This window comes from Mesorhizobium sp. M1E.F.Ca.ET.045.02.1.1 (genome assembly GCF_003952485.1).
In the GTDB taxonomy this organism is placed as follows: domain Bacteria; phylum Pseudomonadota; class Alphaproteobacteria; order Rhizobiales; family Rhizobiaceae; genus Mesorhizobium.
This window is the reverse complement of sequence record NZ_CP034447.1, coordinates 6,923,191-6,947,931: the sequence shown is the minus strand read 5'-3', so window position 1 is coordinate 6,947,931 and position 24,741 is coordinate 6,923,191. Positions and strand designations below refer to the sequence as shown.

The following is a 24,741-nucleotide window of genomic DNA, read 5'->3' as shown; positions in this document are numbered from 1 at the left end:
ATCACGGCTTCGGCTGCTCTCCGAGGCGGGCAATCGCCGACTTGAGCGGCGCCTCGCCGGCGCCGCAAAAGGTCTCGCTCATCACCAGCTCGGCCAGCGGCAGGCGCTTGCCCCAGCCATGCGCCTCGAGGTCCGGCCTCGGCGCGAATTCCGAAACACGGCCGACGCAGAGATAGGCAACCGGCGTGACGTGCTCGGGGATCGACAGGAGCCGCTTCAGCGCTTCCGTTTCGATGATGCTCACCCAGCCGACGCCGACACCTTCCGCCCGCGCCGCCAGCCAGAAGTTCTGCACCGCGCAGACGGTGCTGTAGAGGTCCATTTCCGGGTTGTGCCAGCGCCCGAGCGGCGAGTTCCTTGAACGCTGCCGGTCGCAGGTGATGCAGAGATTGAGCGCGCTTTCGCAGATGCCCTCGAGCTTCAGCTTGCGGTAGAGGGCCTGCCGCTCCGCCTCGATCGCCGGCAATTCCTGCTCGCGCGCGGCAAGGAACAGGTCGCGCACCTGCCGCCGCCTTGTCACATCGCGGATAACGATGAAATTCCAGGGCTGCATGTAGCCGACCGACGGCGCGTGATGGGCGGCCGTCAGCAGCCGCGCCAGAACGGCATCGTCGATACCGTCGGCAACGAAATGGCTGCGCACGTCGCGCCGGGTGAACATCGCCCGATAGACGGCATCGCGCGCCAATTGGTCAAAGTCATCGCCGCCCATGGCGGCCGCTTGTGCCTGCATCGCTTGTCCCTTGCGACAGCAGTCCTCCGCCTGACCATGCGGAAGACCATGTCTGCCGGGCCGGTCTTCTGGCTCGGGATCGACCCACGTCCGGCGCCTTCCCGTCTAGGACAGTGGCTTTTGCCGGCGCGGTCCCCCTCACAGCGTTGGGCACGCCACGGAGTTCAACCGTGTTCCCGATTCTCCCGCCTCGCGGGCACCAGGCAGCAGTCCGACCTTATCGCGAAGCAGAGGCCGCGCCAATGCCGCCAGCGACACTATCGGGCGCAATTTTCCCCAGCCATTCGGCCATCAAACATGGTCATCCGGGCCACGCGTGCCTAGATTAGGCGCCATGACCACCCGTCTCTACACCCATCCGGTATTCTTGGAACACCTCACGCCGCCCGGCCACCCTGAAAGGCCGGACCGTTTGCGCGCCATCGAGCGCGTGCTGGATGACGAGGCTTTTTCGGCTCTCGACCGCGTCAAGGCGCCGGAAGGCGACGAGGCGACCATCCTCTACGCGCATCCGGAAGATTTTGTTGCCCGCATCCGCGCGGCCATTCCCGCAAGCGGTATCGTCTCCATCGACGCCGACACCAGCGCCAGCCCGAAGAGCTGGCAGGCCGCGGTGACGGCGATCGGTGCCGCCAACGCGGCGATAGACGATGTCTTCGAAGGCCGCGCCGCCAATGCCTTCGTCGCCGCGCGCCCGCCCGGCCACCACGCCGAAAAGACCACCGCGATGGGCTTTTGCCTGTTCAACACCGCGGCGATCGCCGCCCGTCATGCACAGAAGAAGCATCAGGCCGAGCGCGTCGCCATCGTCGATTGGGACGTCCACCACGGCAACGGCACGCAGGACATCTTCTGGGACGATCCGTCGGTGCTTTATTGCTCGACGCACCAGATGCCGCTCTATCCGGGCACCGGCGCGAAAAGCGAAACCGGCGCCGGCAACATCGTCAACGCGCCGCTGGCACCCCGCACCGGCAGCGAGCTGTTCCGCGACGCCTTCCTTTCGCGCGTGCTGCCGTCGATCGACGCGTTCGCGCCGGACCTGATCATCATTTCCGCCGGCTTCGATGCGCACCATCGCGATCCGCTCGCCGAGATCAACCTGACCGAGGACGATTTCGATTGGGCAACCGGCCAGTTGATGGAGCGCGCCGGGCGCCATAGCGGCAACCGGCTCGTCAGCCTGCTGGAGGGCGGCTACGATCTGCAGGGACTGGCATTTTCGGTCGCCGCCCATGTCGGGCGGCTGATGAAAGGATAAATGATGGCTGATGAAGCTAACCAAGACGTCAAAACGATGAGCTTCGAACAGGCGCTCGACGCGCTGGAGAAGATCGTCGATGATCTGGAGCGCGGCGACGTCCCGCTCGACCAGTCCATCCGGATCTACGAGCGCGGCGAGGCGCTGAAGGCGCATTGCGACCGGTTGCTCAAGGCGGCCGAGGACAAAGTCGAGAAGATCAGGCTTTCGCGCGACGGCAAGCCGGTTGGAACGGAGCCGCTCGACGCCGAGTAAGGTGTGTTGCAAGGAGTTCAAGCATGTGCCGAAACATCAAGACCCTGTTCAACTTCGAACCGCCGGCAACCGACGACGAGGTCCATGATGCAGCCCTGCAGTTCGTGCGCAAGCTGAGCGGCTCGACCAAGCCCTCCAAGCGCAACGAGCACGCCTTCCACCATGCCGTCGAGGCGATTGCCGCCGCGGCGCGCGAACTGCTCGATTCGATGGAAACCACCCAGCATCCGCGCAATCGCGAGGAAGAGGCGGCCAAGGCGAAAGCCAGATCCGCGCTCCGCTTCGCCTGAGACCTGCCATGAGCTTCTTTCCAGGCAACGATCCCGAGGCCGGCGACGCCTTCGCCTGCGACCAGATCGAATTGATGGTGATCCCCAACGCCAAGGACATCGGCGGCTTCGAGGTCCGCCGCGCCTTGCCGACCGCAAAACGCAGGCTGGTCGGACCGTTCATCTTCTTCGACCGCATGGGGCCGGCCATCCTGCGCGCCGGCCATGCGATCGACGTGCGCCCGCATCCGCATATCGGGCTTTCCACCGTCACCTATCTGTTCGACGGCAAGATCCGGCACCGCGACTCGCTCGGCACCGAAATGGTGATCGCGCCAGGCGATGTGAACCTGATGACCGCCGGCCGCGGCATCGTCCACTCCGAGCGCACGCCGGAAGAGCTGCGCGGCGCGCCGATGTCGGTCTCCGGCTTGCAGACCTGGCTCGCCTTGCCCGACGGCAAGGAGGAGATCGCCCCGGTCTTCGCCAACACATCGGTGATCCGCCTGCCCGAGATCGACGCCGAAGGCGTCAGCGGCCGCGTCGTCATCGGCGAATTTTCCGGGCTGCGCTCGCCGGTCGCGACCGCATCGGACACGCTTTATGCCGATCTGCGGCTGGCGGCGGGCGCCAGCGTGAAAATCCCCGCCGATGCCGAGGAACGCGCCATCTATACGCTGGAGGGCGAGGTCTCGATTGCCGGCGATCATTTTCCGGCGGAGCGGCTTCTGGTGTTCAAACCGGGCGAGGAGATCGTCGTTTCGTCCGAACGGGGCGCGCATTTCATGCTGTTCGGCGGAGCGTCGCTGGGCTCCAAGCGTTATATATGGTGGAATTTCGTTTCGTCCTCGAAAGAACGCATCGAGCAGGCCAAGGAAGAATGGAAGACAGGCCGCTTCGATATCGTTCCTGGCGATGAGGAAGAATTCATCCCGTTGCCGGAAGGTTAGAACTGGATGGACATCCTGCGCCAACCGCGTCACTGACACGCATTTACATTCGCTCGCCAGCGGCATATTTCGCGCATGATCAAGGCGCATATTTGTGAAAGTTGGAGCAATTCCAGGAAAAATGTGAAACGGTTTTCCGTCCGGAATTGCGTGGAACAGGGAGCAATTCCAGGAAAAGTGTGAAGCGGTTTTCCGTCCGGAATTGCGTGAAACAGAAAAGACAGAGCGGTCCCGTGAAACGGTTAACCGCTCCCAAAGATCTCAGCAGGCCGCCAAAGAGTGAACCCGAAGCCCGATACGCCACTTCTCGACAAGGTCCGCATCCCTGCGGATTTGCGGGCGCTCGACGAAAGCGAGCTGCCGCAGCTGGCGACCGAGCTGCGCGCCGAACTGATCGACGCCGTTTCGCACACCGGCGGCCATCTCGGCGCCGGCCTTGGCGTGGTCGAGCTGACGGTCGCGCTGCACTATGTCTTCAACACGCCGGAAGACCGGCTGATCTGGGATGTCGGCCACCAGGCTTATCCGCACAAGATCCTGACCGGCCGCCGCGACCGCATCCGCACGCTGCGCCAGGAGGGTGGCCTCTCCGGCTTTACGCGGCGAGCCGAGAGCGAATACGACCCCTTCGGCGCCGCACACTCCTCGACCTCGATTTCCGCCGGTCTCGGCATGGCCATGGGCCGCGATCTGTCGGGCGGCCGCAACAATGTCATCGCGGTGATTGGCGACGGAGCGATGTCGGCCGGCATGGCCTATGAGGCGATGAACAACGCCGGCGCGCTCGACGCCCGTCTGATCGTCATCCTCAACGACAACGACATGTCGATCGCGCCGCCGACCGGCGCGATGAGCGCCTATCTGGCGAGGCTCGCCTCCGGCAAGACCTATCTCGGCCTGCGCGATTTCGGCAAGAAGCTGACCTCCTATTTCGGCAAGCGCGCCGACAGTGCCATCACCCGGGCGGTCGAGCACGCGCGCGGTTACGTCACCGGCGGCACGCTGTTCGAGGAGATGGGATTTTTCCACATCGGCCCGATCGACGGACACAATCTGGAGCATCTGATCCCGGTGCTGAAGAATGTTCGCGACAATGCCGACGGCCCGGTGCTGATCCATGTCGTGACCCAGAAGGGCAAGGGCTACGCGCCGGCGGAAGCCGCCGCCGACAAATATCACGGCGTCAACAAGTTCGACGTCATCACCGGCGCGCAGGCCAAGGCGCCGGCCAACGCGCCGAGCTACACCAAGGTCTTCGCCGAAAGCCTGATCCAGGAGGCCCGCGAGGACGACCGCATCGTGGCGATCACCGCCGCCATGCCGAGCGGCACCGGCCTCGACCTCTTCGGCGAGGTGTTCCCGGCCAGAACCTTCGATGTCGGCATCGCCGAGCAGCATGCGGTGACCTTCGCCGCCGGCTTGGCCACCGAGGGCTACAAGCCCTTCGCTGCCATCTATTCAACCTTCCTGCAGCGCGCCTACGACCAGGTCGTGCATGACGTGGCGATCCAGAAACTGCCGGTGCGCTTCCCGATCGACCGCGCCGGCTTCGTCGGCGCCGACGGCGCCACCCATTGCGGCGCCTTCGACACGACCTTCCTGGCTTCTCTGCCCGGCTTCGTCGTCATGGCCGCCGCCGACGAAGCGGAACTGCGCCATATGGTGCGCACCGCCGCTTCTTATGACGGCGGCCCGATCGCTTTCCGCTATCCGCGCGGCAACGGCGTCGGCGTCGACATGCCGGAGCGCGGCTCGGTGCTCGAAATCGGCAAGGGACGGATCCTGAAGGAAGGGACCAAGGTGGCGCTGCTTTCCTTCGGCACGCGGCTGCAGGATTGCCTGATGGCAGCGGAGGAGCTCGGCGCGGCCGGCCTCTCCACCACCGTTGCCGACGCCCGCTTCGCCAAGCCGCTGGACGAGGATCTCATCCGCCGCCTCGCGCGCTCGCATGAGGTTCTGGTGACGGTGGAGGAGGGCGCTGTCGGCGGCTTCGCCAGCCATGTGCTGCATTTCCTCGCCCATGAAGGCCTGCTGGAAAATGGCCTCAAGGTCCGCCCGCTGATCTTGCCCGACGAGTTCACCGATCACGCCAAGCCGGAAAAAATGTATGCCGACGCGGGCCTCGACGCGGCCGGCATCGTGGGCACGGTCTTTGCCGCGCTCGGCCACGGCGTGCAGGCGCAGCGCGCCTGAATCTAATTCTCAACGCGCTGAATCTGTTTGCCGGCTTTGGAAGCAATCCCAGCGAAAGTGCACGGCGGTTTTGCGTCCGGAATTGCGTTAAACCAGAAATCGTAACTCATTGTTAACGCTTCCGTTTGGCGGTTCGGTTACCCTGTCTTTTGGTCGATTTTCAACGGCGCCCTGCTAAGACCTTGGTCCTTAGGCGGGGATAAGAACAATGAAATCGTTCCTAAGTGGCATGGCCCTTGCGATGGCCATGGCCGCGCCGGCGGCAGCCGAAACGCGTTACGATCGCAACCTCGAGAAAGCGGTGGTCGAGATCGTTGCCGGCAAGATGGGCGATATCCGGGGCGGTTTCTCCTATAAGCAGGTCGCTCAACTGGTTGTGCTGCCGGAAGCGGCGCCGGCTGCGCCCGCTCCGGTCGAGCCGCGCAAGCAGGCCTCCAACAATGACGGCCTGATGCCGGCCGTCGAGCGCCCGGTCTCGCAGACGGTCTTCTAAAACCACATATCGCGCACGCAGCGGCTGTCGCGTGGCAGATCGTCGAACGTGTCGAGACCGTCGAAATGGTTGATCGGCAGATCGGCGACGGCCTCCGGCGGCGCCAGCCTGACATTGACGGCGATGCGCGTACGGCCGCTCGAACTGGACCGCAAGCCGCGCCAGGCAAGTACGCAGGCACATTTCGGACAGAACAATATCTCGAGCGCGGGTTCGGCCACTTCGGCGCGCGTATAGGAACGCATCGGACCTGTGATGTGGATGCGCTCGTCGGCATAATCGTAGGCCCAGAGCGTGCCGTAGCGGCGGCAAAGCGTGCAATTGCAGGCCGTGATCGATCCCGGATCGCCTTCCAGGGTCCAGTGCGCGGCGCCGCAATGGCAGGTTCCCTTGAGCATTGCCTCCTCCTCAGGTTGGATGAAGGCCCGCATTCTGCCGCGCCGCGCGCCATATTCAACAGGCTCCCATTGCCTTCGCGTCCGGCTTTCGCCAATGAAGGCCAATGAACTCTCCTTTGCCAGCCGGCGCGCGCCTCCGGCTCGACGAACTGCTCGTCGGGCGCGGCCTGTTCGCCAGCCGTTCGCGCGCCCGCGACGCGATCGAGCGCGGCACGGTCAGCGTTGACGGCAGCGCTGCCCGCAAGCCCGGACAGTCCGTCGCGCCGGACTGCCGCGTCGCCATCGACGATCCGGCGCAGGCCTATGTGTCGCGCGCGGCGCTGAAGCTGATTGCCGGCCTCGACCGTTTCGGGCTCGATCCTTCGGGGAGCGAGGCGCTCGATATAGGCGCCTCGACCGGCGGCTTCACTCAGGTGCTGCTCGAACGCGGCGCCGCCCATGTCACGGCGATCGATGTCGGCCATGGCCAGATGCATCCCGATATTGCCGGAGATTCGCGCGTGATGATGATCGAGGGGCTGAACGCCCGCGATTTGACGACTGCCGATCTCGGCGGCCGTATCCCGGATTTCCTGGTCTGCGATGTCAGCTTCATTTCTCTGAAACTGGCGCTGCCGCCGGCGCTTGCGTTGGCGGGCGAGGGCGCTAGGGCGCTGCTTCTGGTCAAGCCGCAGTTCGAGGCCGGCCGCGAGGCGATCGGCAAGGGCGGGCTGCTCAGGGATCCAAGCGATGCCGAACGCATTGCCGCAAGTCTGCGCGACTGGCTTTCCGGCATACCGGGCTGGCGCGTGCTTGGGCTGCATCCGTCGCCGATCGAAGGCGGCGACGGCAATCGCGAGTTCCTGCTCGCCGCGATCAAGGATGCGGGATCGAAATGAGCGCGCGCTTCACCATCACCAGGCTTGGCGCTCAGGGCGACGGCATCGCCGGCGCCGATGGAGGCGAGGTGTTCATCCCGTTCACGCTGCCGGGCGAGACGGTCACCGCGGCACGCCAAAAGGACCGCGCGACGCTTATGTCGGTTCTGGAGGCCTCGCCGCTCCGGGTCGATCCGGCCTGCCGCCATTTCACCGAATGCGGCGGCTGCGCGCTGCAGCATTTCGAGGCCGGGGCCTATCGCCAGTGGAAGCGCGAGCGGGTAGTGCAGGCGCTGAAGGCCAAGGGCATCGCCGGCGAGATCGACGCGCTGGTGCCTTGCTCGCCGCAGACCCGCCGCCGCGTTGTCTTCAGCGCAAGGCGTAGCGAGGCCGGCATGCTGCTCGGCTTCGTGCGCGCACATTCCTCCGAAATCATCCCGATCGAGGAATGCCCGATCTCGCTGCCGGTGGTCGTTGCGTCGCTCGATCGCTTGCGGAGGCTGGCCGATCTGGTTTGCGCCACACCCAAAGCCTTCCACATGACGGTCACCGTCACCGCGTCCGGACTGGACGTCGCCGTCCAGGATGCCGGCACGCTCGGCGAGAACCAGCGCCGCATCGCCTCCAATTTCGTGATGGCCGAGGGTTTGGCGAGGCTTTCCGTCGACGGCGAGGTCATCGTCGAGCCGAAAAAGCCGGTGGTGCAATTCGGGCCGGTCGCCGTCGCCGTGCCGTCCGGCGCCTTCCTGCAGGCGACGGAGGCAGCCGAGCAGACGATGGCTGGTCTCGTCGGCCAGCATCTGTCGCGGGCCAAAAAGGTCGCCGACCTCTTCGCCGGCTGCGGCAGCTTCGCGCTCAGGCTCGCGGCTAGGTCCGAGGTTCATGCCGTGGAGGGCGACGCGCCGGCGCTTGCGGCGCTCGACCGCGCCTTCCGCTTCGCCAGCGGCCTGAAGCGGGTGACCAGCGAGCGCCGCGACCTCTTCCGCCGGCCGCTGACCTTCAAGGAACTGAACGGCTTCGACGGACTCGTCTTCGACCCGCCGCGCGCCGGCGCCGAGGACCAGTCGAAGCAGATCGCCCGCTCGGACGTGCCGCTTGTCGCTGCCGTGTCCTGCAATCCGGTGACGCTGGCGCGGGACCTGCGCATCCTCCTCGACGGCGGCTATCAGTTGAGGAGCGTGACGCCGATCGACCAGTTCCTGTGGTCGCCGCATGTCGAGGCGGTCGCGCTGCTGGAGAAGCCGAGACGACGCCGGTAGTCCACAACCGGGTCCGCAGGACGTTTTGTGAAGCCTCTGTTCTTTCGACGAAATTGCGCCCTAAAGCCGCCTTTTTGCGGGGCCTTAATTTCGCGCTGTAGGGAAACATTCCTGCCTCCCCGGCGTTAATGTTCCGAACGGATGGCGGACAACGGACGGCGCATTGCGATGCAAACGCTTCAGAAATTTATCGGCCTCATCGTCGTTCTTGTCGTGTTAACCGTCGCGTCCGCGACGGGAGTGCTTGCGCAAGAGCAAAAACGCCTCGCCTTCGTCATCGGCAATGCCGCGTATTCGTCAGGCGAACTGGCGATCCCGGCGAATGACGCCGGGCTGATCGGACAGACCTTGCAAGCGGCCGGGTTCGACGTGGTCGGGGCGCGCGATGTCGACCAGGAATCGCTGCGCGGCGCCTTCCGCGATTTCCTTGCCAAGGTTTCGGCCGCCGGCCCCGACGCGGTCGTTTTCGTCTACCTTGCCGGCCACGGCGCCCAGTTCGAAGGCGAGAACTATTTCCTGCCGGTCGACGCCAACATCGCCAATCCCGCCGATGTGCCGATCCAGGCCATTCGGGTCTCCGACCTCACCCGGCCGCTTGCCGCGCTGCCGACGAAGGTCAACATCGTGGTGCTCGACGCGGCGCGGCCGAATGCCTTCCCGCAGACGAAACAGCCGCTGGCCGGCGGCCTCGCGCTGGTCGATCCCGACCCGAACATGCTGATTGCCTTCAATGCCGCGCCGGGTACCGTCGCGCCGGAGGGCAAGGGACCTTACGGCGCCTATGCCCAGGCGCTGGCCGAGATGATGCGCGAGGGCGGCCTGCCGCTCGAGGATGTGTTCGACCGCACGCGCCTGCGCGTCAACGAGGTGACGGAAGGCGCCGAGGTGCCTTGGGACGCCTCGAAGATCAGCGCGCCCTTCGTCTTCTTCGACCGCGCGCCGGATGCGCCGGCACCCAAGGTTTCCGAGGCCGAATCCCAAGCCAACCGGACAAGGGAAATTCGCGACTTTGATGCCCGCGACGCCTATGTCGCGGCGCTCGACCGCGACACGCTGCGCGGCTACCAGGATTTCCTGGTCGCTTATCCGCACGATCCGATGGCCAAGCGGGTGCGCGCCATCATCGCCGCGCGGCGGGAGGCGATCACCTGGCGTGAGACCTGGATGCAGGACACGCCGGAAGCCTACTGGTCCTACCTCGAGCGCTATCCGCACGGGCCGCATGCCTGGGACGCGCGGCGCCGGCTGAGACATTTCGATGCCGAGCTCGAGCCGCCGCTGAGCTTCACCGTTATCATCTACGATGTGCCACCGCCACCGCCGGAGGAGATCGTCTATGTCGATCGCCCGGTGCTCTATTTCGACGACCCCGATTTCGACTTCGAACCGCCGCCGCCGGTCACAATCATCTTCCTGCCGCCACCGCCGCCGGATTTCATCGTGCTGCCGCCGCCGCGGCCGCCGGTCGAGGTCTTTGTTTTGCCGGTGCCGGTCTTCGTGCCCGTGCCCGTATGGGTCAGGCCGCCGCATGACATCGTGCCGCCGCGGGACAACATCATCTTCAACAACATCCACAACGCGACGGTCATAAATAACACGGTGATCAACAACGAGATCACCAATCAGGCCGTACAGCCAAGCGGCAATGCCGAGGGCGGCCTCACCACTCGCCAGAAAATGACTGGAGCTGCCGTCGGCACCGGTGCGGCGCTGGCGGCCAGGGTCGCGCTACCGCCGGTGCTGAAAAAGAGGGCGGCCGCGACCGGTCGCGCCCAGTTCAATCAGGAGCAGAGCGGCTTGCCGCTGAAGCCCGGCCAGCGCGCTATCCAGGGTCAGCAGCCTGGTGCCACGACTCCGCAGTCGGAGGTCCCCTCCACAACCCGCAAGCTCTCAACCGACCACGCCTTGCCGGGAGCCGATGGCAAAACGCTGCCGCTCGTCAACGGCAAACCGGTGCTCGACGGCCGGAATTTGCCAGGCAACAAGTCCAGGAAGCAGTTCGGCAAGCAAGGCATTGTAGGCGGCAACCAGGAGGCGACGGGAAATCCCGGCGCCGCGACCGGAGAGCAGGGCAGCGGTCAGCAGAAGGGCAAGAAATTGCGCAGGCTGCCCACCGTCAACGGCATGCCGGCCGACAATGGCCAGAGCGCCCAGCAGAGATTCGGGAAGAACAATCCGAACATACCGTCCGGCAAACCCAAGAAGCTGACGCGCAGGGATTTGTCCGCCGGCCAGTCCATTGTCGAACCGGGCGATCAGGGCTCGGCCAACCGCGACAATAAGAGCAGGAAGTTCCGCAGACTGCCGACCGTCAACGGCGAGCCGGCCGACAACGGGCCGAGCGTGCAGAAGCGGCTTAGGAGGAACAATCCGGACATGTTCTTCGACCAGAGCCAGGGCTCGGTCGACGGGAACGTGAAGAACAGGAAGTTCCGCAGGCTGCCGACCGTCAACGGTGAGCCGGCCGACAACGGGCCGAGCATTCAGAAGCGGCTAAGGAGGAACAATCCGTCCGTGTTCTCCGACGAAAATCAGGGCTCGGCCGGCGGGAACGACCGGAGCAGGAAGTTCCGCAGGCTGCAGAACGAAGAAGGTTCCGGCGGCGCGGGGGTCGACGTCCAGCGCAACTTCAAGGTCAACAGGCCGAACGAGAATGCGCAGCGCCAGTTCAGGCAGGAAAGGCCGAGCGAGCAGATGCTCCGGCCGCAGAGATCGGAGCCGAAGCCGGAATTCCGCGCTGAGCCGAGACCGCAGATGCAAGAGCGGCGTGTCCCGCAGGAGCAGCCGCAGCCGCAGTTCAAGAAGAAGCGGTCTTGCGGACAGCCGGACGAACCGGCTTGCCAGCAATAGGCGTCGAGCAGCTATTCATGGGCCGGACTTCCGGCCCATGAATTGGTAAGGCAGGGGTATCTGTGGACAGACCCGTAAAGGCTGGTCCGCTCCAGGCTATGCGGGCCGCTCAGCCTACGAGCCTGGCGGCATTCGTCAGGTCTTCGGCGTGCCGCCGCGCTGGTTGATCGACACCCAGATATTCGGGTTCTGCTGCGACTGACGCTTCAGGAAATAATAGCCGGTCGCGTTCCAGGGCCGGACTTCGTCGACCAGATTGTCGAGGACGAGATCGCCCTTGTCGGTCTTCACCGTCAGGATGGTGTGCCCTCCATTGTTCAGGTCGCGCACCACCGTCATCAGCAGCGCTTGCCGCGGAAATCCCGCCTCCAGGAGAAGCTTGCGCTTGTAGAGCGCGTAGATCTTGCAGTCGCCCTTGCCATCCACCGGATAGTCCCAGTGGTCCATCATCGTGCCCCAGTGATCGTAGTTGCTGACGGGCTTGATGGCGCGGTTCGCCTTCTGGTTTATGCGCTTGAGGGTGCGCATGTTCTGCGCGGTCAGCTTGACGTTCGCGGCCTGCAGGGCAGGCACCTTGCACTCTTTCGGCCTGCGATGGCAGAAATCGAGCCAGCCGTAGGGAACGCTGGTGCGCCCTCCAACCGAGACGGAGCGAACCCCGTCCGCGGAGGGCTGCGTCGATGGCCGCTTGAACAAGGTCGACTGCGCCGCCGCTGTGTCGACGCACAGCGATGCCGCGCCGATCAACGAGAAAAGGCCAAGCAGGAAAGAAGAGGTCAGGACGCCAAGGGAACGCTGCACTGCCAACACCACCGCAACGAGAAGATTGCTGCCAAGTTAATGCGGAAACGGCGGCCCAAGCAATTGAACATTTAATAATTTGCTAACACGATCGTGTTCGCATCCGGCGGGTAGCTACGCCTCTTGCACGCCACTATGCCCCGCAGCCCGAGCAGCTTTGATGAGTTTGCGGTCGAAGGTCGCAAACCCCGAGCAATGCGCAGACTTGCCGAGATGCAGCGCATCCGCGAAGTCCATCCCTGCCTCAGCCAGGTCAAGCGCGGAGGAGACAAGCGCGGCCTCTTCCATCTCCACTGTGGAAAGCCCGCCGAACGCCCGCAGCGCCCTGACGACTTCGGCCTGGCCGTAGCCATAGGCGCTGCGCAGCACCCACTCAGCCTCCAGGATCACGGTGACGGCGACAAACACAGCTTGACCATCGATCAGCCGCCGGGATCGCGGGGACTGTTCGGGATGGTCGTTCGTCAGGTATCTGACGACAAGGTTGGTATCAATCGCGAGCATGGCGCCGCCGCGCTTCAGCAAGGACGCTCGCGTCCATCTCTTCCAGTGTCTTCGGCTTGCCGCTGTGCGGCAGCACACCAAACACGTCTTCCGGCCGCGTCGGGGTAAAGGCCGGCGCTGGTTTCAGAAGAACACCCTCGGGTGTGTCTTCGACCTGCAGACGCGTGCCGGCGCCCCAGTCCCTCCGTTTCCGGATCGCGCTGGGGAGGATCACTTGTCCCTTGGTCGAGACGGTGGTTATGAGTTTTTCGGCGCCAGCCATCGTAGCTTACCGTGTGTAAGATAAAGGTAAGATACTCTAGCTGCGGGTGCTGTTCAAGCCTGCCGGATTGGGCGTCCTCAAACCCTTGTGCCGCCCACCGTCATCTGGTTCATCCTCAGATGCGGCTGGCCGACGCCGACCGGCACGCCCTGTCCGGCCTTGCCGCACATGCCGATGCCGTTGTCGAGCTTCATGTCGTTGCCGATCATGCTGACGCGGTGCATGGCGTCGGGGCCGTTGCCGATCAGCATCGCGCCCTTGATCGGCTGCGTCACCTTGCCGTTCTCGATCATGTAGGCCTCGGTGCAGCCGAACACGAATTTGCCCGACGTGATGTCGACCTGGCCGCCGCCGAAGGAGACGGCATAGATGCCGTTCTTGACCGAGGCGATGATCTCTTCCGGCGGCGTGTCGCCCGAGGTCATGTAGGTGTTGGTCATGCGCGGCATCGGCTGATGCGCATAGCCCTCGCGCCGGCCGTTGCCGGTCGCCTTCATGCCCATCAGGCGGGCGTTCTGGCGGTCCTGCATGTAGCCGACCAGTATGCCGTCTTCGATCAGCACGTTGCGCGCCGAAGGCGTGCCTTCGTCGTCGACGGTCAGCGAGCCGCGCCGCTCGGCGATCGTGCCGTCATCGACCACGGTGACACCCTTTGCCGCAACCTGCTGGCCCATCAGGCCGGCAAAGGCCGACGTCTTCTTGCGGTTGAAGTCGCCTTCCAGCCCGTGGCCGACCGCCTCGTGCAGCATCACGCCCGGCCAGCCGCTGGAAAGCACGATATCGAAGGTGCCGGCGGGCGCCGGAACCGCCTCGAGATTGACCAGCGCCTGCCTGAGCGCCTCGCTTGCGGCATGCTTCCAGCTTTCCTCGGTCAGGAACTCGCCAAAACTCTTGCGGCCGCCCATGCCGTAGGAGCCGCTCTCCTGGCGATCGCCATCGCCGACCACCACCGAGACGTTGACCCTGACCAGCGGGCGGATGTCTCGCACCATCTGGCCGTCGCCGCGCATGATCTCGACATGCTGCCAGGAGGCGGCGAGCGAGGCAGTCACTTGGCGCACGCGAGGATCGGCGGCGCGCAGCCAGGCGTCGATCTCCTGCAAAAGCTTCGCCTTGGCCTCGAAGGAAGGCGAGGGGATGGGGTTCTCGTCGCCATAGAGGTGGCGGTTGGTACGGGCAGGCGCAGCGGCGAGTGTTCCGGAATAGCCGCCCTTGACCGCCGAGACGGCGTCGGCCGCGCGCAGCAGCGAGACTTCGGAAAGATCGCTTGAGTGGGCATAGCCGCTGGCCTCGCCCGCGACGGCGCGTAAGCCGAAACCCTGGTCGGTGTTGAAATTGGCCGTCTTCAGCCGGCCGTTGTCGAACATCAGCGCTTCGCTCTCGCTGTATTCGAGGAAAAGCTCGCCGTCGTCGGCGCCTTTGATCGTGTCGGCGACGATCTCTTTGACGCGATCGTCGGAAATGTCGAATTGGCCGATCAGGCTGTTCATGGCAGGGCTGTCCGCTGGCGGTTTCGTCATCTCCCCGATGTAGGGGCGAAGACAGGTCAAGACAATCGGCGGCGTTCACACGGGATCGTCATCGCCGCGGGTCGCGGGCAACCGCCGCCACGGCTCAGGGCAGGGCGGCGAAGCCTTCGGCGAACCCCTTGAGATCGACCGGAATGCCGATGCCTTCCTCGGGCGTCTGGAAGACGATGAAGGTGGCCGACGTGCCGGTCTTCAGCGTGTCGAGCAGCGGCTTCTCCAGGATCACCTCGGCATAGCAGCCGTCCTGGAAGCAGCGCACGAAATAGGCGCGGCCGATATCCTTGCCGTCGACATTGAGGCCAAGCCCGTTAGGCAAGAGCACGCCGAGTGGCGCCAGCACCCGCAGAATCTCGGCCTTGTTGTCAGCCGTGCGCAGCACGACCACCGAAAGCCCCATTTCCGGACGGTCCTCGGCGACGACGTTCTGCATCATCACGCATTGCTCGGAAGTCGCGCCGGCCGGCGTGTCGCAAATGATTGACCACGCGCCATGCGTCGACTTGACCGTGCCGCTCGGCGGCGCGGCGGTCTGAGGTGCCGCGGCGTTGGCCGCGCCGGTCAGGCTGGCGCCAAGCAAGGCGGCAAGGAAGACGACCTTCGTCAGGGGTCTCGAAAGCCAGGAAGTCATGACGGCTCCATTGCGAATCACGGCACTTTAAGCCGCGCCAAGGCCAAGTAAAGGACGAGACCGTCGCCGGCCCGTCCCGATACCGGCAATTACGCGCTTTTCCAGAGCAAATTCGCCCGAATTGCGACCGTCCGGCGCGCGGCGCGGCGATGGCCGAGGATGCCCCTCGGGTTGCGCGCAAAAATGCCGCACGGTTTCGCCCGCTCCTTCCTTGCGGAGGGAAATAGAGTATGGTTTGAACCACCTTAGGACAGACCGGGATTCCCAATCCCGGCGTCGTTCGTTATTGGTGCGATCCAATCGCAGGAAGTGGGAGACGAGAGGGCGATGAGAAAATTCATGGCAGGCGCCAGGTTTCTGGCAGGTGCTGCGGCCGCGGGCGCGCTCCTCTCCGGCACATCCGCCCACGCGGATCAGCCCAAGCCATGGGAGACCAGCTTCCAGGCGCCCGCGACCGATATGATGCGGCAGATCGAATGGTTCGGGAACTACACCTTCGTCTTCATCGTGGTGATCACCCTTCTGGTGCTGTTTCTGCTGGCCTATTGCATCCTGCGGTTCCGCGCGAGCGCCAACCCTGTGCCTTCGAGGACCAGCCACAACACGCTGATCGAGGTGATCTGGACTGTCGGGCCGGTCGTCGTGCTGTTGCTCATCGCCATTCCCTCGTTCCAGTTGCTCACCGCGCAGTACACGCCGCCGGAAGAAGCCAATCTCACCGTCAAGGCGACCGGCAACCAGTGGAACTGGGATTACGAATACCAGGTCGACAAGAGCTTCTCCTTCAACTCGGCGGTTCTTCAGGATGCTGACCGCGCCAAGGCCGGCAAGGAAGACCGCAACCTCTACCCGCGCCTGCTCGCCGTCGACAACGAACTGGTGGTGCCGGTCAACACCACGACCCGCGTGCTGATCACGGCCACCGACGTCATTCACTCCTTCGCGGTGCCGTCCTTCGGCATCAAGATGGACGCCGTGCCCGGCCGCACCAACGAGACCTGGTTCAAGGCGGAGAAGGAAGGCCTCTATTACGGCCAGTGCTCGCAGCTCTGCGGCAAGGATCACGCCTTCATGCCGATCGCGGTTCGCGTCGTGTCCGACGCGCAGTTCAAGACCTGGCTGGAGACGGCCAAGACCGACGTGCCGGCTGCCAACAAGGCGCTGATGGCCGAGATCGATGGTACCAACAAGGTAGCGGCCGCCGGCAACTGACGCCGCGGGTTAGCAAGATTTAGGGAACGGAGCGGAATATGGCAGAGGCTGCAGCTCACGACCACCACGACCACAGGCCGCATGGCTGGGTCCGCTGGGTGTACTCGACCAACCACAAGGACATCGGCACGCTCTACCTGATCTTCGCGATCATCGCCGGCATTATCGGCGGCGCGCTTTCGGTTGCCATCCGCATGGAGCTGCAGGAGCCGGGCATCCAGATCTTCAGCGGTCTGGCGCAGATGGTCTATGGCATGCAGGGCGATGCCGCCATCGACGGCGGCAAGAGCATGTACAACGCCTTCGGCGCCGCGCACGGCCTGATCATGATCTTCTTCATGGTGATGCCGGCCTTGATCGGCGGCTTCGCCAACTGGATGGTGCCGATCATGATCGGTGCGCCGGACATGGCCTTCCCGCGCATGAACAACATCTCCTTCTGGCTGTTGCCGCCGGCCTTCATCCTGCTGCTTAGCTCGATGTTTATGCCGAGCTCGCCCGGCGCCTTCGGCCCCGGCGGCGGCTGGACGATCTATCCGCCGCTTTCGACGGCCGGATCGCCGGGCCCTGCGATGGACCTTGCGATTCTCTCGATCCACATCGCCGGCGCCTCCTCGATCCTCGGCGCGATCAATTTCATCACCACCATCTTCAACATGCGCGCCCCCGGCATGACGATGCACAAGATGCCGCTGTTCGCCTGGGCGGTGCTGATCACGGCCTTCCTGCTGCTCTTGTCGCTGCCGGTTCTGGCCGGCGGCATCACCATGCTTCTCACCGACCGCAACTTCGGCACCTCCTTCTTCGTGCCGGACAATGGCGGTGATCCGCTGCTCTTCCAGCACCTGTTCTGGTTCTTCGGTCATCCGGAGGTCTACATCCTGATCCTGCCGGGCTTCGGCATCATCAGCCACATCGTCTCGACCTTCTCGAAGAAGCCGGTCTTCGGCTATCTCGGCATGGCTTACGCCATGGTCGCGATCGGCGCCGTCGGCTTCATCGTCTGGGCGCACCATATGTACACGACCGGTCTGTCGCTCGACACGCAGCGCTATTTCGTGTTCGCCACCATGGTCATCGCGGTGCCGACCGGCGTGAAGATCTTCTCGTGGATCGCCACCATGTGGGGCGGCTCGATCTCCTTCAAGCCGCCGATGCTGTGGGCGCTGGGCTTCATCTTCCTGTTCACGATCGGTGGCGTCACCGGCGTCCAATTGGCCAATGCCGGCCTCGACCGCTCTCTGCACGACACCTATTTCGTGATCGCCCACTTCCACTACGTGCTGTCGCTGGGTGCGGTGTTTGCCATCTTCGCCGGCTGGTACTACTGGTTCCCGAAGATGACCGGCTACATGTACTCGCCGGTGATCGCCAACACCCACTTCTGGGTCACCTTCGTCGGCGTCAACCTGATCTTCTTCCCGCAGCACTTCCTCGGCCTCGCCGGCATGCCGCGCCGCACCGTCGACTATCCGGATGCGTTCGCCGGCTGGAACATGGTCTCGTCCTACGGCTCCTACATCGCGGCCGTCGGCGTTGCGATCTTCCTCTACGGCGTGTTCGAGGCCTTCCAGAAGAAGCGTGTCGCCGGCGCCAATCCGTGGGGCGAGGGTGCCACCACGCTCGAATGGCAGCTGCCTTCGCCGCCGCCGTTCCACCAGTGGGAACAGCTGCCGAAGATCAAGTAAAGGCAGCTTCCCGATGCATGCGAGGCCGCCGGTGAGCCGGCGGTCTTGGCCAACGGAATGATGGACTTTAGGTACGCATGGCTCTTGCCGACCACAAATTGATGGAGGAAGCGGGCTTTCGCATGTCGGAAGCGACCGCGGGCGATTTCTTCGCCCTCCTGAAGCCGCGCGTCATGTCGCTGGTCGTCTTCACGGCCTTTGTCGGCATGGTCGCGGCGCCCGTCGCCATCAATCCGCTGCTGGCGGTGATCGCCATCCTGTCGATTGCGATTGGAGCCGGCGCCTCCGGCGCGCTCAACATGTGGTACGACGCCGATATCGACGCGGTGATGACCAGGACGGCCGGCCGCCCGGTGCCGGCCGGCCGCGTCACGCCCGGCGAGGCGCTGAGCTTCGGCCTCGTGCTCTCCGTGCTGTCGGTGATGACGCTGGGCGTGCTGGTCAACTGGCTGTCGGCGGCGCTGCTCGCCTTCACCATATTCTTCTATGCCGTCATCTATACGATGTGGCTGAAGCGCTGGACGCCGCAGAACATCGTCATCGGCGGCGCGGCCGGCGCCATCCCGCCGGTGATCGGCTGGGCTGCTGTGACCGGATCGGTCGGCCTCGAAAGCCTGATCCTGTTCCTGATCATCTTCCTCTGGACGCCACCGCATTTCTGGGCGCTGGCGCTGTTCAAGTCGGACGACTATGCCCGCGCGGGCATCCCGATGATGCCGAACGTCGCCGGCCATGCCTCGACCCGCCGCCAGATCTTTGCCTATGCGCTGATCCTGGCGCCGGTCGGCGTGCTGCCCTGGGGACTCGGCTACACCACCGTCGCTTATGGCGCGGTTTCCATCCTGCTCGGCCTGGGCTTCATCTGGTATGCCTGGAAGGTACTGGGCATGAGCGACGATGACCGCGCTATGAAGCCGGCCAAGGCGCTGTTCGGCTATTCGCTGCTCTATCTGTTCGCCATCTTCGCCGCCTATCTCGTCGACAGCGTGGTCGGGCGCGCCCTCGTCTTGGGGGGAGCATGATCGTGGCCGACAAGAACCTCGAACTGGTCGCCTTGACCGAGCGTCAGCGGAAGGCGCGGCGCAACCGTTCCGTCGCCATCGGCGTGGCGCTGGCCGCGCTCGTCGTCATCTTCTACGTCGCCACCATCGTGAAGTTCGGCCACCATGCTGCTGGCCTGACGCCGACGAACTTGATGTGAGGCGGCGATGAGTGGCGAGATCATCACCAGACCCGGCAGGAAGAACAGCAACCGCATCGTCGTGGCGGTCTGCCTTGCCTTCTTCACCGGCATGGTCGGCATGGCCTACGCGGCGGTGCCGCTTTACAAGATGTTCTGCCAGGCCACCGGCTATGGCGGCACGACGCAGCGCGCCGAGAAGCAGTATGCCGGCCGCGTGCTTGACCGCGACATCGCCATCCGCTTCGACGCCAACACCAACGGCATTCCGTGGCAGTTCGAGCCCGTCGCGCGCCAGGTCACCATCAAGATCGGCGAAACGACGCAGGCGCATTACAGCGCGACCAACAAGTTCGATCGCCCCATCACCGGCCGCGCCTCCTTCAACGTGCAGCCGGAAATGGCCGGCGCCTATTTCAACAAGGTGGAGTGCTTCTGCTTCACCGACACGACGCTGAAGCCCGGCGAGACGCTGGACATGCCGGTCGTGTTCTATGTCGATCCAGACATCGTCAACGTGCCGGAACTGAAGGACTTGAAGACCATCACCTTGTCCTACACGATGTTCCCGGTCGAAAAGAAACAGCCGGTCGCGTCGTCCGCGCCGGCCGCTGGCAGCAGCAACAAAGTTCCAGATTCCGAAGCAAGCCTCGGGGGTTGATATGGCAGACGCGCACGCAAAACCGAACCACGACTACCATCTCGTCAATCCGAGCCCCTGGCCTTTCCTGGGCTCGATCGGCGCGCTGGTGACCGCCGTCGGCGGCGTCTGCCTGATGCGGTATCTCAAGGCCGACACCTTCCCGGTCTTCGGCCACAACATCGCCAATCCGTGGCTGTTCTTCATCGGCCTCATCATCGTGCTCTACACGATGTTCGCCTGGTGGTCGGACACCATCAAGGAGGCGCATGAGGGCTACCACACGCGCGTCGTGTCGCTGCACCTGCGCTACGGCATGATCATGTTCATCGCCTCCGAGGTGATGTTCTTCGTCGCCTGGTTCTGGGCCTTCTTCGATGCCAGCCTGTTCCCCGGCGAGGCGACGCAATATGCCCGCACCACCTTCACCGGCGGAGTGTGGCCGCCGAAGGGCCTCGAGGTCCTCGATCCCTTCCATCTGCCGCTCTACAATACCATCATCCTGCTCACGTCGGGCACGACGGTAACCTGGGCGCACCACGCGCTGCTGCACGGCGACCGCAAGGGTCTGATCAACGGCCTGGCGCTGACCGTCGGCCTCGGCATGCTGTTCACCATGGTGCAGGCCTACGAGTACATGCACGCGCCCTTCGCGTTCAAGGACTCGATCTACGGCGCCACTTTCTTCATGGCGACGGGCTTCCATGGCTTTCACGTCATCATCGGCACCATCTTCCTGCTCGTCTGCCTGGTGCGCGCGATGCGGGGCGACTTCACCCCGAAGCAGCATTTCGGCTTCGAGGCGGCCGCCTGGTACTGGCACTTCGTCGACGTGGTCTGGCTGTTCCTGTTCAGCTGCATCTATGTCTGGGCTTCGAATGGGGCGTTGATCGAAGCTCACTGATCTGGGCAATCCAAGGAAAAGTGCGTTAGCGGTTTTCCGTCCTGAATTGCTTCAACGATCGAGGCTTCCCGAATTCCAGAAGGCGGCTGCGGCGACGTGGCCGCCTTATCTTTTTGAGCGAAAGGGTCTACGGTGCTGACATGAGCGAAGACAAGGCGATCTGGCCACCCATCGACCCGGTTTCGGCCGGCCTGCATGGTCGCTGCCCGCGCTGCGGCGAGGGTAAGCTGTTCTCCGGCTTCCTCACCGTCGGCAAACGCTGCCACAATTGCGGCCTCGACTATTCCTTCGCCGATGCCGGCGACGGTCCGGCTGTGTTCGTCATCCTGATCATCGGCTTCATCGTCGTCGGCCTGGCGCTGTGGATGGAGGTGACGCTCAGCCCGCCGCTCTGGCTGCATTTCATATTGTGGATCCCGCTGGCGCTGGTGCTTTGCCTGACGGCGCTGCGCCTGATCAAGGGCGTGCTGATCACCATGCAATATAGCAAAAAGGCTTCCGAAGGCAGGCTGGACGCCGGTCAATGAGCGGCGCAACCGGCTCGACTGCCGGCCGTCCGCGGCCGCGCAAGGCGTTGCTGCTTGGGTTCGGCCTTGTCCTATTCGCCATTCTCATAGGACTCGGCACCTGGCAGGTCCAGCGCCTGCATTGGAAGGAAGGGCTGCTCGAGACCATCGACAGGCGCATCCATGCGGCACCCCTGCCGCTGGCGGATGTCGAAAAGGAATTCGCCGCCACCCATGATGTCGACTACACCCCGGTGACGGTGAGCGGCACCTTCCTGCACCAGGGCGAGCGGCATTTCTTCTCCACCTGGGAAGGCGATACCGGCTTCAACGTCTACACGCCCTTGCGGCTCGACGACGGCCGCTTCGTGCTCGTCAATCGCGGCTTCGTTCCCTACGATCTCAAGGATCCGGCCAAACGCCGGCAGGGCGAGGTCGCCGGCACGGTGACCGTGACCGGGCTTGCCCGCAATCCGCTGCCGGAAAAACCCTCGAAGATGCTGCCCGACAACGATGTCGCCAAGAACATCTTCTACTGGAAGGACCGCGACGTCATGGCCGCCAGCGCCGGCCTTCCGGCAGGCGCCGTGCTGGTACCGTTCTTCATCGATGCCGACAAGGCGCCGAACCCCGGCGGCCTGCCGGTTGGCGGCGTCACCATCATCGATCTGCCGAACAATCATTTGCAGTATGCCGTCACCTGGTATGGCCTGGCGGCGACCCTTGCGGTCGTGCTGATCCTCAGGCTTCGCCGCCCGCCGAAAGAAGGGTGAACGCCGCCGCTCTTGACAGGGCAGGGGTGCACGCCTCATTTCGCCTCCAGCTTTCCGACTGAACCGGCTCGTTTTGATGATTGAGAAAAAGCCACCGCTGACGATCAGGCTCTGCCAGCCGCGCGGCTTTTGCGCCGGCGTCGACCGCGCCATCCAGATCGTCGTGCTGGCGCTGAAGAAATACGGCGCGCCGGTCTATGTCCGCCACGAAATCGTGCACAACCGCTATGTCGTCGAGGGGCTGCAAAGCCTGGGCGCGGTGTTCATCGAGGAACTGTCCGAGATCCCGCCCGAGCATCGGAAGTCGCCCGTCGTCTTTTCCGCGCATGGCGTGCCGAAATCGGTGCCGGCCGACGCCGAGGCGCGCGACCTCTTCTATCTCGACGCCACCTGTCCGCTGGTGTCGAAGGTGCACAAGCAGGCGATGCGCCACCAGCGGCTCGGCCGCCACGTGCTGCTGATCGGTCATGCCGGCCACCCGGAAGTGATCGGCACGATGGGCCAGTTGCCGGACGGCGCGGTCACCTTGATCGAGACCGAGGCGGATGCCGCGCGCTTCGTGCCGGCGGACCCGGCGGCGCTTGGCTTCGTCACCCAGACCACGCTGTCGGTCGAGGATACGGCCGGCATCATCCGGGCGCTTGAGCAGCGGTTTCCCGAATTGCACGCTGCTGCTGCCGAATCGATCTGCTATGCCACCACCAACCGCCAGGAAGCGGTGAAGGAAACGGCCGCCGGCGCCGACCTTTTCCTCATCGTCGGCGCTCCCAACTCGTCCAACTCGCGGCGGCTTGTCGAAGTGGCGGAGCGGGCCGGCGCCCGCATGTCGCTTCTCGTGCAGCGGGCTTCCGAAATTCCGTGGGATGAGATCGGCGGGATTTCGACGCTCGGTCTGTCGGCCGGCGCTTCGGCGCCGGAAATCATCGTCGACGAGATCATCGACGCGTTCCGGCAACGCTTCGACGTCACCATCGATCTGGCCATTACAGCCACGGAAACGGAGGATTTTCCGGTGATGCGGGTGTTGCGCGATGTCGAACTGACGGCGGCCGACATGGCCTTCGTCAACGGAGCCGCGTGAACCCAGATGGCCGTCTACACCGACGTCAACGAAGGCGAGCTCACCACCTTCCTGAAAGCCTATCCGGTGGGCGAGCTCCTGTCCTACAAGGGCATCGCCGAGGGCACCGAGAATACGAATTTCCTGGTCCATGCCTCCACCGGCTCCTACATCCTGACGCTCTACGAGAAGCGCGTCGACAAGGACGATCTGCCGTTCTTCCTCGGCCTGATGGGCCATCTCGCGCGAAAGGGCATTTCCTGCCCGCTTCCGGTCACCGCGCATGACGGCACCGTCATCGGCATGCTCGCCGGCCGCCCCGCCGTCATCATCACCTTCCTCGAAGGCCTGTCGCTCAGGCGCCCGACGGCGGCCCATTGCGGCGAGGTCGGCAAGGCGCTGGCTGCGCTCCATCTCGCCGGCCGGAATTTTCCGATGAAGCGGCCGAACGCGCTTGCCATCGACGGCTGGCGCAAGCTCTGGGCCGCGTCGCGCGCCCGCGCCGACGAGGTCGAGCCGGGGCTGGCGGCCGAGGTCGATGCCGACTTCCTCGATTTCGAGCGCAACTGGCCGAAAGACCTGCCGCAAGGCATCATCCATGCCGATCTGTTCCCGGACAATGTCTTCTTCCTTGGCGAGAAGCTGTCCGGCCTGATCGACTTCTATTTCGCCTGCGACGACCTTTACGCCTATGACGTCGCCACCTGCCTCAACGCCTGGTGCTTCGAAAAGGATTTCTCCTTCAACCTCACCAAGGGCACCGCACTCCTTGCCGGCTACCAGTCGGTGCGGCCGCTTGAGGCGGAGGAAAAAGCGGCGCTGCCGATGCTGGCGCGCGGCTCGGCGCTGCGCTTCATGCTGACCAGGCTCTATGACTGGCTGACCGTTCCCGATGGCGGCCTGGTGATGAAACGCGATCCGACCGAATATATCCGCCGCATGCGTTTCCACCGCGCGATCAAGTCTCCATCCGAATACGGACTGACATGAACAAGGAAGTCGAGATCTTCACCGATGGCGCCTGCTCCGGCAATCCCGGGCCTGGCGGCTGGGGCGCCGTGCTGCGCTACAACGGTGTCACCAAGGAGCTGTCGGGCGGCGAGGCCGAGACCACCAACAACCGCATGGAACTGCTTGCCGCCATCACGGCGCTCAACGCGCTGAAGGAGCCCTGCGCGGTCGACCTCTACACCGACAGCAAATACGTCATGGACGGCATCTCCAAATGGATCCATGGCTGGAAGAAGAACGGCTGGAAGACCGGCGACAAGAAGCCGGTCAAGAATGGCGAGCTCTGGCAGGCGCTCGACGAGGCCAACAGGCGCCACAAGGTCACCTGGCACTGGGTGAAGGGCCATGCCGGCCATCCGGAAAACGAGCGCGCCGACGAACTGGCGAGGCAAGGCATGGCGCCGTTCAAGAAAGGGCCGGTCAAACCTGTTGCTGCTTCGCAGCCAAAACAGCCGTCGGTCGCCAAGGCGCGGCGCTCGACCCAGAGCTATTGATCTCCGCTAGAGAACAATTCCAGGAAAAGTG

27 protein-coding genes and 1 riboswitch are annotated in these 24,741 nt (G+C 64.3%); of the genes, 20 read left to right on the top strand and 7 right to left on the bottom strand.

Annotated features, from left to right (window positions below; genetic code table 11):
- Nucleotide 1: 1 nt before the first annotated feature.
- Nucleotides 2-733 carry a 5,6-dimethylbenzimidazole synthase gene (gene bluB / locus EJ070_RS34060; RefSeq protein WP_126095250.1) on the bottom strand — a complete coding sequence of 244 codons (732 nt, stop codon included), beginning with the start codon at nucleotides 731-733 and terminating at the stop codon, nucleotides 2-4.
- 40 nt (nucleotides 734-773) lie between these two features.
- Nucleotides 774-952: riboswitch (cobalamin riboswitch) on the bottom strand.
- 115 nt (nucleotides 953-1,067) lie between these two features.
- On the opposite strand from bluB, the gene EJ070_RS34055 reads away from it, so the two are divergent.
- The 6 genes from EJ070_RS34055 (at nucleotide 1,068) to EJ070_RS34030 (ending at nucleotide 6,154) form a co-directional block, all read left to right on the top strand.
- On the top strand, nucleotides 1,068-1,994 hold the full coding sequence (locus tag EJ070_RS34055; protein ID WP_126095249.1) for a histone deacetylase family protein: 927 nt from the start codon (nucleotides 1,068-1,070) through the stop codon (nucleotides 1,992-1,994).
- 3 nt (nucleotides 1,995-1,997) lie between these two features.
- A complete protein-coding gene (locus EJ070_RS34050) occupies nucleotides 1,998-2,249 on the top strand; it encodes an exodeoxyribonuclease VII small subunit (RefSeq protein WP_126095248.1) in 252 nt (83 codons plus the stop codon).
- A 23-nt stretch (nucleotides 2,250-2,272) separates the two neighbouring features.
- Nucleotides 2,273-2,539 (top strand): DUF2277 domain-containing protein, encoded by a 267-nt coding sequence (locus EJ070_RS34045; RefSeq protein WP_126095247.1) that lies wholly within the window; start codon nucleotides 2,273-2,275, stop codon nucleotides 2,537-2,539.
- Nucleotides 2,540-2,547: 8 nt separating this feature from the next.
- A complete protein-coding gene (locus EJ070_RS34040) occupies nucleotides 2,548-3,468 on the top strand; it encodes a pirin family protein (RefSeq protein ID WP_126095246.1) in 921 nt (306 codons plus the stop codon).
- A 279-nt stretch (nucleotides 3,469-3,747) separates the two neighbouring features.
- Nucleotides 3,748-5,661 carry a 1-deoxy-D-xylulose-5-phosphate synthase gene (dxs, locus tag EJ070_RS34035; protein WP_126095245.1) on the top strand — a complete coding sequence of 638 codons (1,914 nt, stop codon included), beginning with the start codon at nucleotides 3,748-3,750 and terminating at the stop codon, nucleotides 5,659-5,661.
- 208 nt (nucleotides 5,662-5,869) lie between these two features.
- Nucleotides 5,870-6,154, top strand: coding sequence for a hypothetical protein (locus tag EJ070_RS34030; RefSeq protein ID WP_126095244.1), 285 nt, complete (start codon nucleotides 5,870-5,872; stop codon nucleotides 6,152-6,154).
- Here EJ070_RS34030 and EJ070_RS34025 read toward each other — a convergent pair.
- Entirely contained in the window at nucleotides 6,151-6,552 is a 402-nt protein-coding gene (locus EJ070_RS34025; RefSeq protein WP_126095243.1) for a GFA family protein, read from the bottom strand. The two genes, EJ070_RS34030 and EJ070_RS34025, sit on opposite strands and share 4 nt — an antisense overlap.
- 104 nt (nucleotides 6,553-6,656) lie before the next feature.
- Between EJ070_RS34025 and EJ070_RS34020 the strand changes: the two genes are divergently transcribed.
- From EJ070_RS34020 to EJ070_RS34010, 3 genes are all read left to right on the top strand, one after another.
- Nucleotides 6,657-7,430 (top strand): TlyA family RNA methyltransferase, encoded by a 774-nt coding sequence (locus tag EJ070_RS34020; RefSeq protein ID WP_126095242.1) that lies wholly within the window; start codon nucleotides 6,657-6,659, stop codon nucleotides 7,428-7,430.
- Nucleotides 7,427-8,668, top strand: coding sequence for a class I SAM-dependent RNA methyltransferase (locus EJ070_RS34015; RefSeq protein WP_126095241.1), 1,242 nt, complete (start codon nucleotides 7,427-7,429; stop codon nucleotides 8,666-8,668). Before EJ070_RS34020 ends, EJ070_RS34015 begins: the two co-directional genes overlap by 4 nt.
- Before the next feature lie 168 nt (nucleotides 8,669-8,836).
- On the top strand, nucleotides 8,837-11,518 hold the full coding sequence (locus tag EJ070_RS34010) for a caspase domain-containing protein (RefSeq protein ID WP_126095240.1): 2,682 nt from the start codon (nucleotides 8,837-8,839) through the stop codon (nucleotides 11,516-11,518).
- A 135-nt stretch (nucleotides 11,519-11,653) separates the two neighbouring features.
- Here the strand turns inward: EJ070_RS34010 and EJ070_RS34005 are convergent, their stop codons facing one another.
- The 5 genes from EJ070_RS34005 to EJ070_RS33985 form a co-directional block, all read right to left on the bottom strand.
- The gene (locus EJ070_RS34005; protein WP_189350244.1) at nucleotides 11,654-12,319 is read right to left on the bottom strand and encodes a transglutaminase-like cysteine peptidase; all 666 of its coding nucleotides are present in this window, start codon (nucleotides 12,317-12,319) and stop codon (nucleotides 11,654-11,656) included.
- A gap of 114 nt (nucleotides 12,320-12,433) precedes the next feature.
- Complete coding sequence (locus EJ070_RS34000) at nucleotides 12,434-12,823, bottom strand: type II toxin-antitoxin system VapC family toxin (protein ID WP_126096026.1); 390 nt, start codon at nucleotides 12,821-12,823, stop codon at nucleotides 12,434-12,436.
- A complete protein-coding gene (locus EJ070_RS33995; RefSeq protein ID WP_126095239.1) occupies nucleotides 12,810-13,085 on the bottom strand; it encodes an AbrB/MazE/SpoVT family DNA-binding domain-containing protein in 276 nt (91 codons plus the stop codon). Before EJ070_RS33995 ends, EJ070_RS34000 begins: the two co-directional genes overlap by 14 nt.
- 77 nt (nucleotides 13,086-13,162) lie before the next feature.
- Nucleotides 13,163-14,575: a metalloprotease TldD gene (gene tldD / locus EJ070_RS33990; RefSeq protein ID WP_126095238.1), complete on the bottom strand. Its 1,413-nt coding sequence runs from the start codon at nucleotides 14,573-14,575 to the stop codon at nucleotides 13,163-13,165.
- 124 nt (nucleotides 14,576-14,699) lie between these two features.
- Nucleotides 14,700-15,242 (bottom strand): invasion associated locus B family protein, encoded by a 543-nt coding sequence (locus EJ070_RS33985; RefSeq protein WP_126095237.1) that lies wholly within the window; start codon nucleotides 15,240-15,242, stop codon nucleotides 14,700-14,702.
- 339 nt (nucleotides 15,243-15,581) lie between these two features.
- Between EJ070_RS33985 and coxB the strand changes: the two genes are divergently transcribed.
- The 11 genes from coxB to rnhA all read left to right on the top strand — a co-directional run bounded on the left by coxB (nucleotide 15,582) and on the right by rnhA (nucleotide 24,710).
- On the top strand, nucleotides 15,582-16,454 hold the full coding sequence (coxB, locus tag EJ070_RS33980; protein WP_189350740.1) for a cytochrome c oxidase subunit II: 873 nt from the start codon (nucleotides 15,582-15,584) through the stop codon (nucleotides 16,452-16,454).
- A gap of 38 nt (nucleotides 16,455-16,492) precedes the next feature.
- The gene (gene ctaD / locus EJ070_RS33975) at nucleotides 16,493-18,142 is read left to right on the top strand and encodes a cytochrome c oxidase subunit I (RefSeq protein ID WP_126095235.1); all 1,650 of its coding nucleotides are present in this window, start codon (nucleotides 16,493-16,495) and stop codon (nucleotides 18,140-18,142) included.
- Between the two features lie 77 nt (nucleotides 18,143-18,219).
- Entirely contained in the window at nucleotides 18,220-19,164 is a 945-nt protein-coding gene (locus tag EJ070_RS33970; protein WP_126095234.1) for a heme o synthase, read from the top strand.
- Entirely contained in the window at nucleotides 19,161-19,343 is a 183-nt protein-coding gene (locus EJ070_RS33965) for a hypothetical protein (RefSeq protein ID WP_126095233.1), read from the top strand. The genes EJ070_RS33970 and EJ070_RS33965 overlap by 4 nt, the downstream gene beginning before the upstream one ends.
- 7 nt (nucleotides 19,344-19,350) lie before the next feature.
- The gene (locus EJ070_RS33960) at nucleotides 19,351-19,983 is read left to right on the top strand and encodes a cytochrome c oxidase assembly protein (protein WP_126095232.1); all 633 of its coding nucleotides are present in this window, start codon (nucleotides 19,351-19,353) and stop codon (nucleotides 19,981-19,983) included.
- A 1-nt stretch (nucleotide 19,984) separates the two neighbouring features.
- A complete protein-coding gene (locus EJ070_RS33955; protein ID WP_126095231.1) occupies nucleotides 19,985-20,866 on the top strand; it encodes a cytochrome c oxidase subunit 3 in 882 nt (293 codons plus the stop codon).
- A gap of 140 nt (nucleotides 20,867-21,006) precedes the next feature.
- Nucleotides 21,007-21,393, top strand: coding sequence for a DUF983 domain-containing protein (locus EJ070_RS33950; protein ID WP_126095230.1), 387 nt, complete (start codon nucleotides 21,007-21,009; stop codon nucleotides 21,391-21,393).
- A complete protein-coding gene (locus EJ070_RS33945) occupies nucleotides 21,390-22,145 on the top strand; it encodes an SURF1 family protein (RefSeq protein ID WP_189350242.1) in 756 nt (251 codons plus the stop codon). Before EJ070_RS33950 ends, EJ070_RS33945 begins: the two co-directional genes overlap by 4 nt.
- Before the next feature lie 76 nt (nucleotides 22,146-22,221).
- A complete protein-coding gene (gene ispH, locus EJ070_RS33940) occupies nucleotides 22,222-23,226 on the top strand; it encodes a 4-hydroxy-3-methylbut-2-enyl diphosphate reductase (RefSeq protein WP_126095229.1) in 1,005 nt (334 codons plus the stop codon).
- A 6-nt stretch (nucleotides 23,227-23,232) separates the two neighbouring features.
- On the top strand, nucleotides 23,233-24,195 hold the full coding sequence (locus EJ070_RS33935; protein ID WP_126095228.1) for a homoserine kinase: 963 nt from the start codon (nucleotides 23,233-23,235) through the stop codon (nucleotides 24,193-24,195).
- A complete protein-coding gene (gene rnhA / locus EJ070_RS33930; RefSeq protein WP_126095227.1) occupies nucleotides 24,192-24,710 on the top strand; it encodes a ribonuclease HI in 519 nt (172 codons plus the stop codon). Before EJ070_RS33935 ends, rnhA begins: the two co-directional genes overlap by 4 nt.
- Nucleotides 24,711-24,741: the final 31 nt, after the last annotated feature.

Coding starts and splice junctions, on each gene's coding strand:
- bluB (WP_126095250.1), bottom strand. CDS start 733: ATGCAGGCACAAGCGGCCGCCATGGGCGGCGATGACTTTGACCAATTG.
- EJ070_RS34055 (WP_126095249.1), top strand. CDS start 1,068: ATGACCACCCGTCTCTACACCCATCCGGTATTCTTGGAACACCTCACG.
- EJ070_RS34050 (WP_126095248.1), top strand. CDS start 1,998: ATGGCTGATGAAGCTAACCAAGACGTCAAAACGATGAGCTTCGAACAG.
- EJ070_RS34045 (WP_126095247.1), top strand. CDS start 2,273: ATGTGCCGAAACATCAAGACCCTGTTCAACTTCGAACCGCCGGCAACC.
- EJ070_RS34040 (WP_126095246.1), top strand. CDS start 2,548: ATGAGCTTCTTTCCAGGCAACGATCCCGAGGCCGGCGACGCCTTCGCC.
- EJ070_RS34030 (WP_126095244.1), top strand. CDS start 5,870: ATGAAATCGTTCCTAAGTGGCATGGCCCTTGCGATGGCCATGGCCGCG.
- EJ070_RS34025 (WP_126095243.1), bottom strand. CDS start 6,552: ATGCTCAAGGGAACCTGCCATTGCGGCGCCGCGCACTGGACCCTGGAA.
- EJ070_RS34020 (WP_126095242.1), top strand. CDS start 6,657: ATGAACTCTCCTTTGCCAGCCGGCGCGCGCCTCCGGCTCGACGAACTG.
- EJ070_RS34015 (WP_126095241.1), top strand. CDS start 7,427: ATGAGCGCGCGCTTCACCATCACCAGGCTTGGCGCTCAGGGCGACGGC.
- EJ070_RS34010 (WP_126095240.1), top strand. CDS start 8,837: ATGCAAACGCTTCAGAAATTTATCGGCCTCATCGTCGTTCTTGTCGTG.
- EJ070_RS34000 (WP_126096026.1), bottom strand. CDS start 12,823: ATGCTCGCGATTGATACCAACCTTGTCGTCAGATACCTGACGAACGAC.
- EJ070_RS33995 (WP_126095239.1), bottom strand. CDS start 13,085: ATGGCTGGCGCCGAAAAACTCATAACCACCGTCTCGACCAAGGGACAA.
- tldD (WP_126095238.1), bottom strand. CDS start 14,575: ATGAACAGCCTGATCGGCCAATTCGACATTTCCGACGATCGCGTCAAA.
- EJ070_RS33985 (WP_126095237.1), bottom strand. CDS start 15,242: ATGACTTCCTGGCTTTCGAGACCCCTGACGAAGGTCGTCTTCCTTGCC.
- coxB (WP_189350740.1), top strand. CDS start 15,582: ATGGCAGGCGCCAGGTTTCTGGCAGGTGCTGCGGCCGCGGGCGCGCTC.
- ctaD (WP_126095235.1), top strand. CDS start 16,493: ATGGCAGAGGCTGCAGCTCACGACCACCACGACCACAGGCCGCATGGC.
- EJ070_RS33970 (WP_126095234.1), top strand. CDS start 18,220: ATGGCTCTTGCCGACCACAAATTGATGGAGGAAGCGGGCTTTCGCATG.
- EJ070_RS33965 (WP_126095233.1), top strand. CDS start 19,161: ATGATCGTGGCCGACAAGAACCTCGAACTGGTCGCCTTGACCGAGCGT.
- EJ070_RS33960 (WP_126095232.1), top strand. CDS start 19,351: ATGAGTGGCGAGATCATCACCAGACCCGGCAGGAAGAACAGCAACCGC.
- EJ070_RS33955 (WP_126095231.1), top strand. CDS start 19,985: ATGGCAGACGCGCACGCAAAACCGAACCACGACTACCATCTCGTCAAT.
- EJ070_RS33950 (WP_126095230.1), top strand. CDS start 21,007: ATGAGCGAAGACAAGGCGATCTGGCCACCCATCGACCCGGTTTCGGCC.
- EJ070_RS33945 (WP_189350242.1), top strand. CDS start 21,390: ATGAGCGGCGCAACCGGCTCGACTGCCGGCCGTCCGCGGCCGCGCAAG.
- ispH (WP_126095229.1), top strand. CDS start 22,222: ATGATTGAGAAAAAGCCACCGCTGACGATCAGGCTCTGCCAGCCGCGC.
- EJ070_RS33935 (WP_126095228.1), top strand. CDS start 23,233: ATGGCCGTCTACACCGACGTCAACGAAGGCGAGCTCACCACCTTCCTG.
- rnhA (WP_126095227.1), top strand. CDS start 24,192: ATGAACAAGGAAGTCGAGATCTTCACCGATGGCGCCTGCTCCGGCAAT.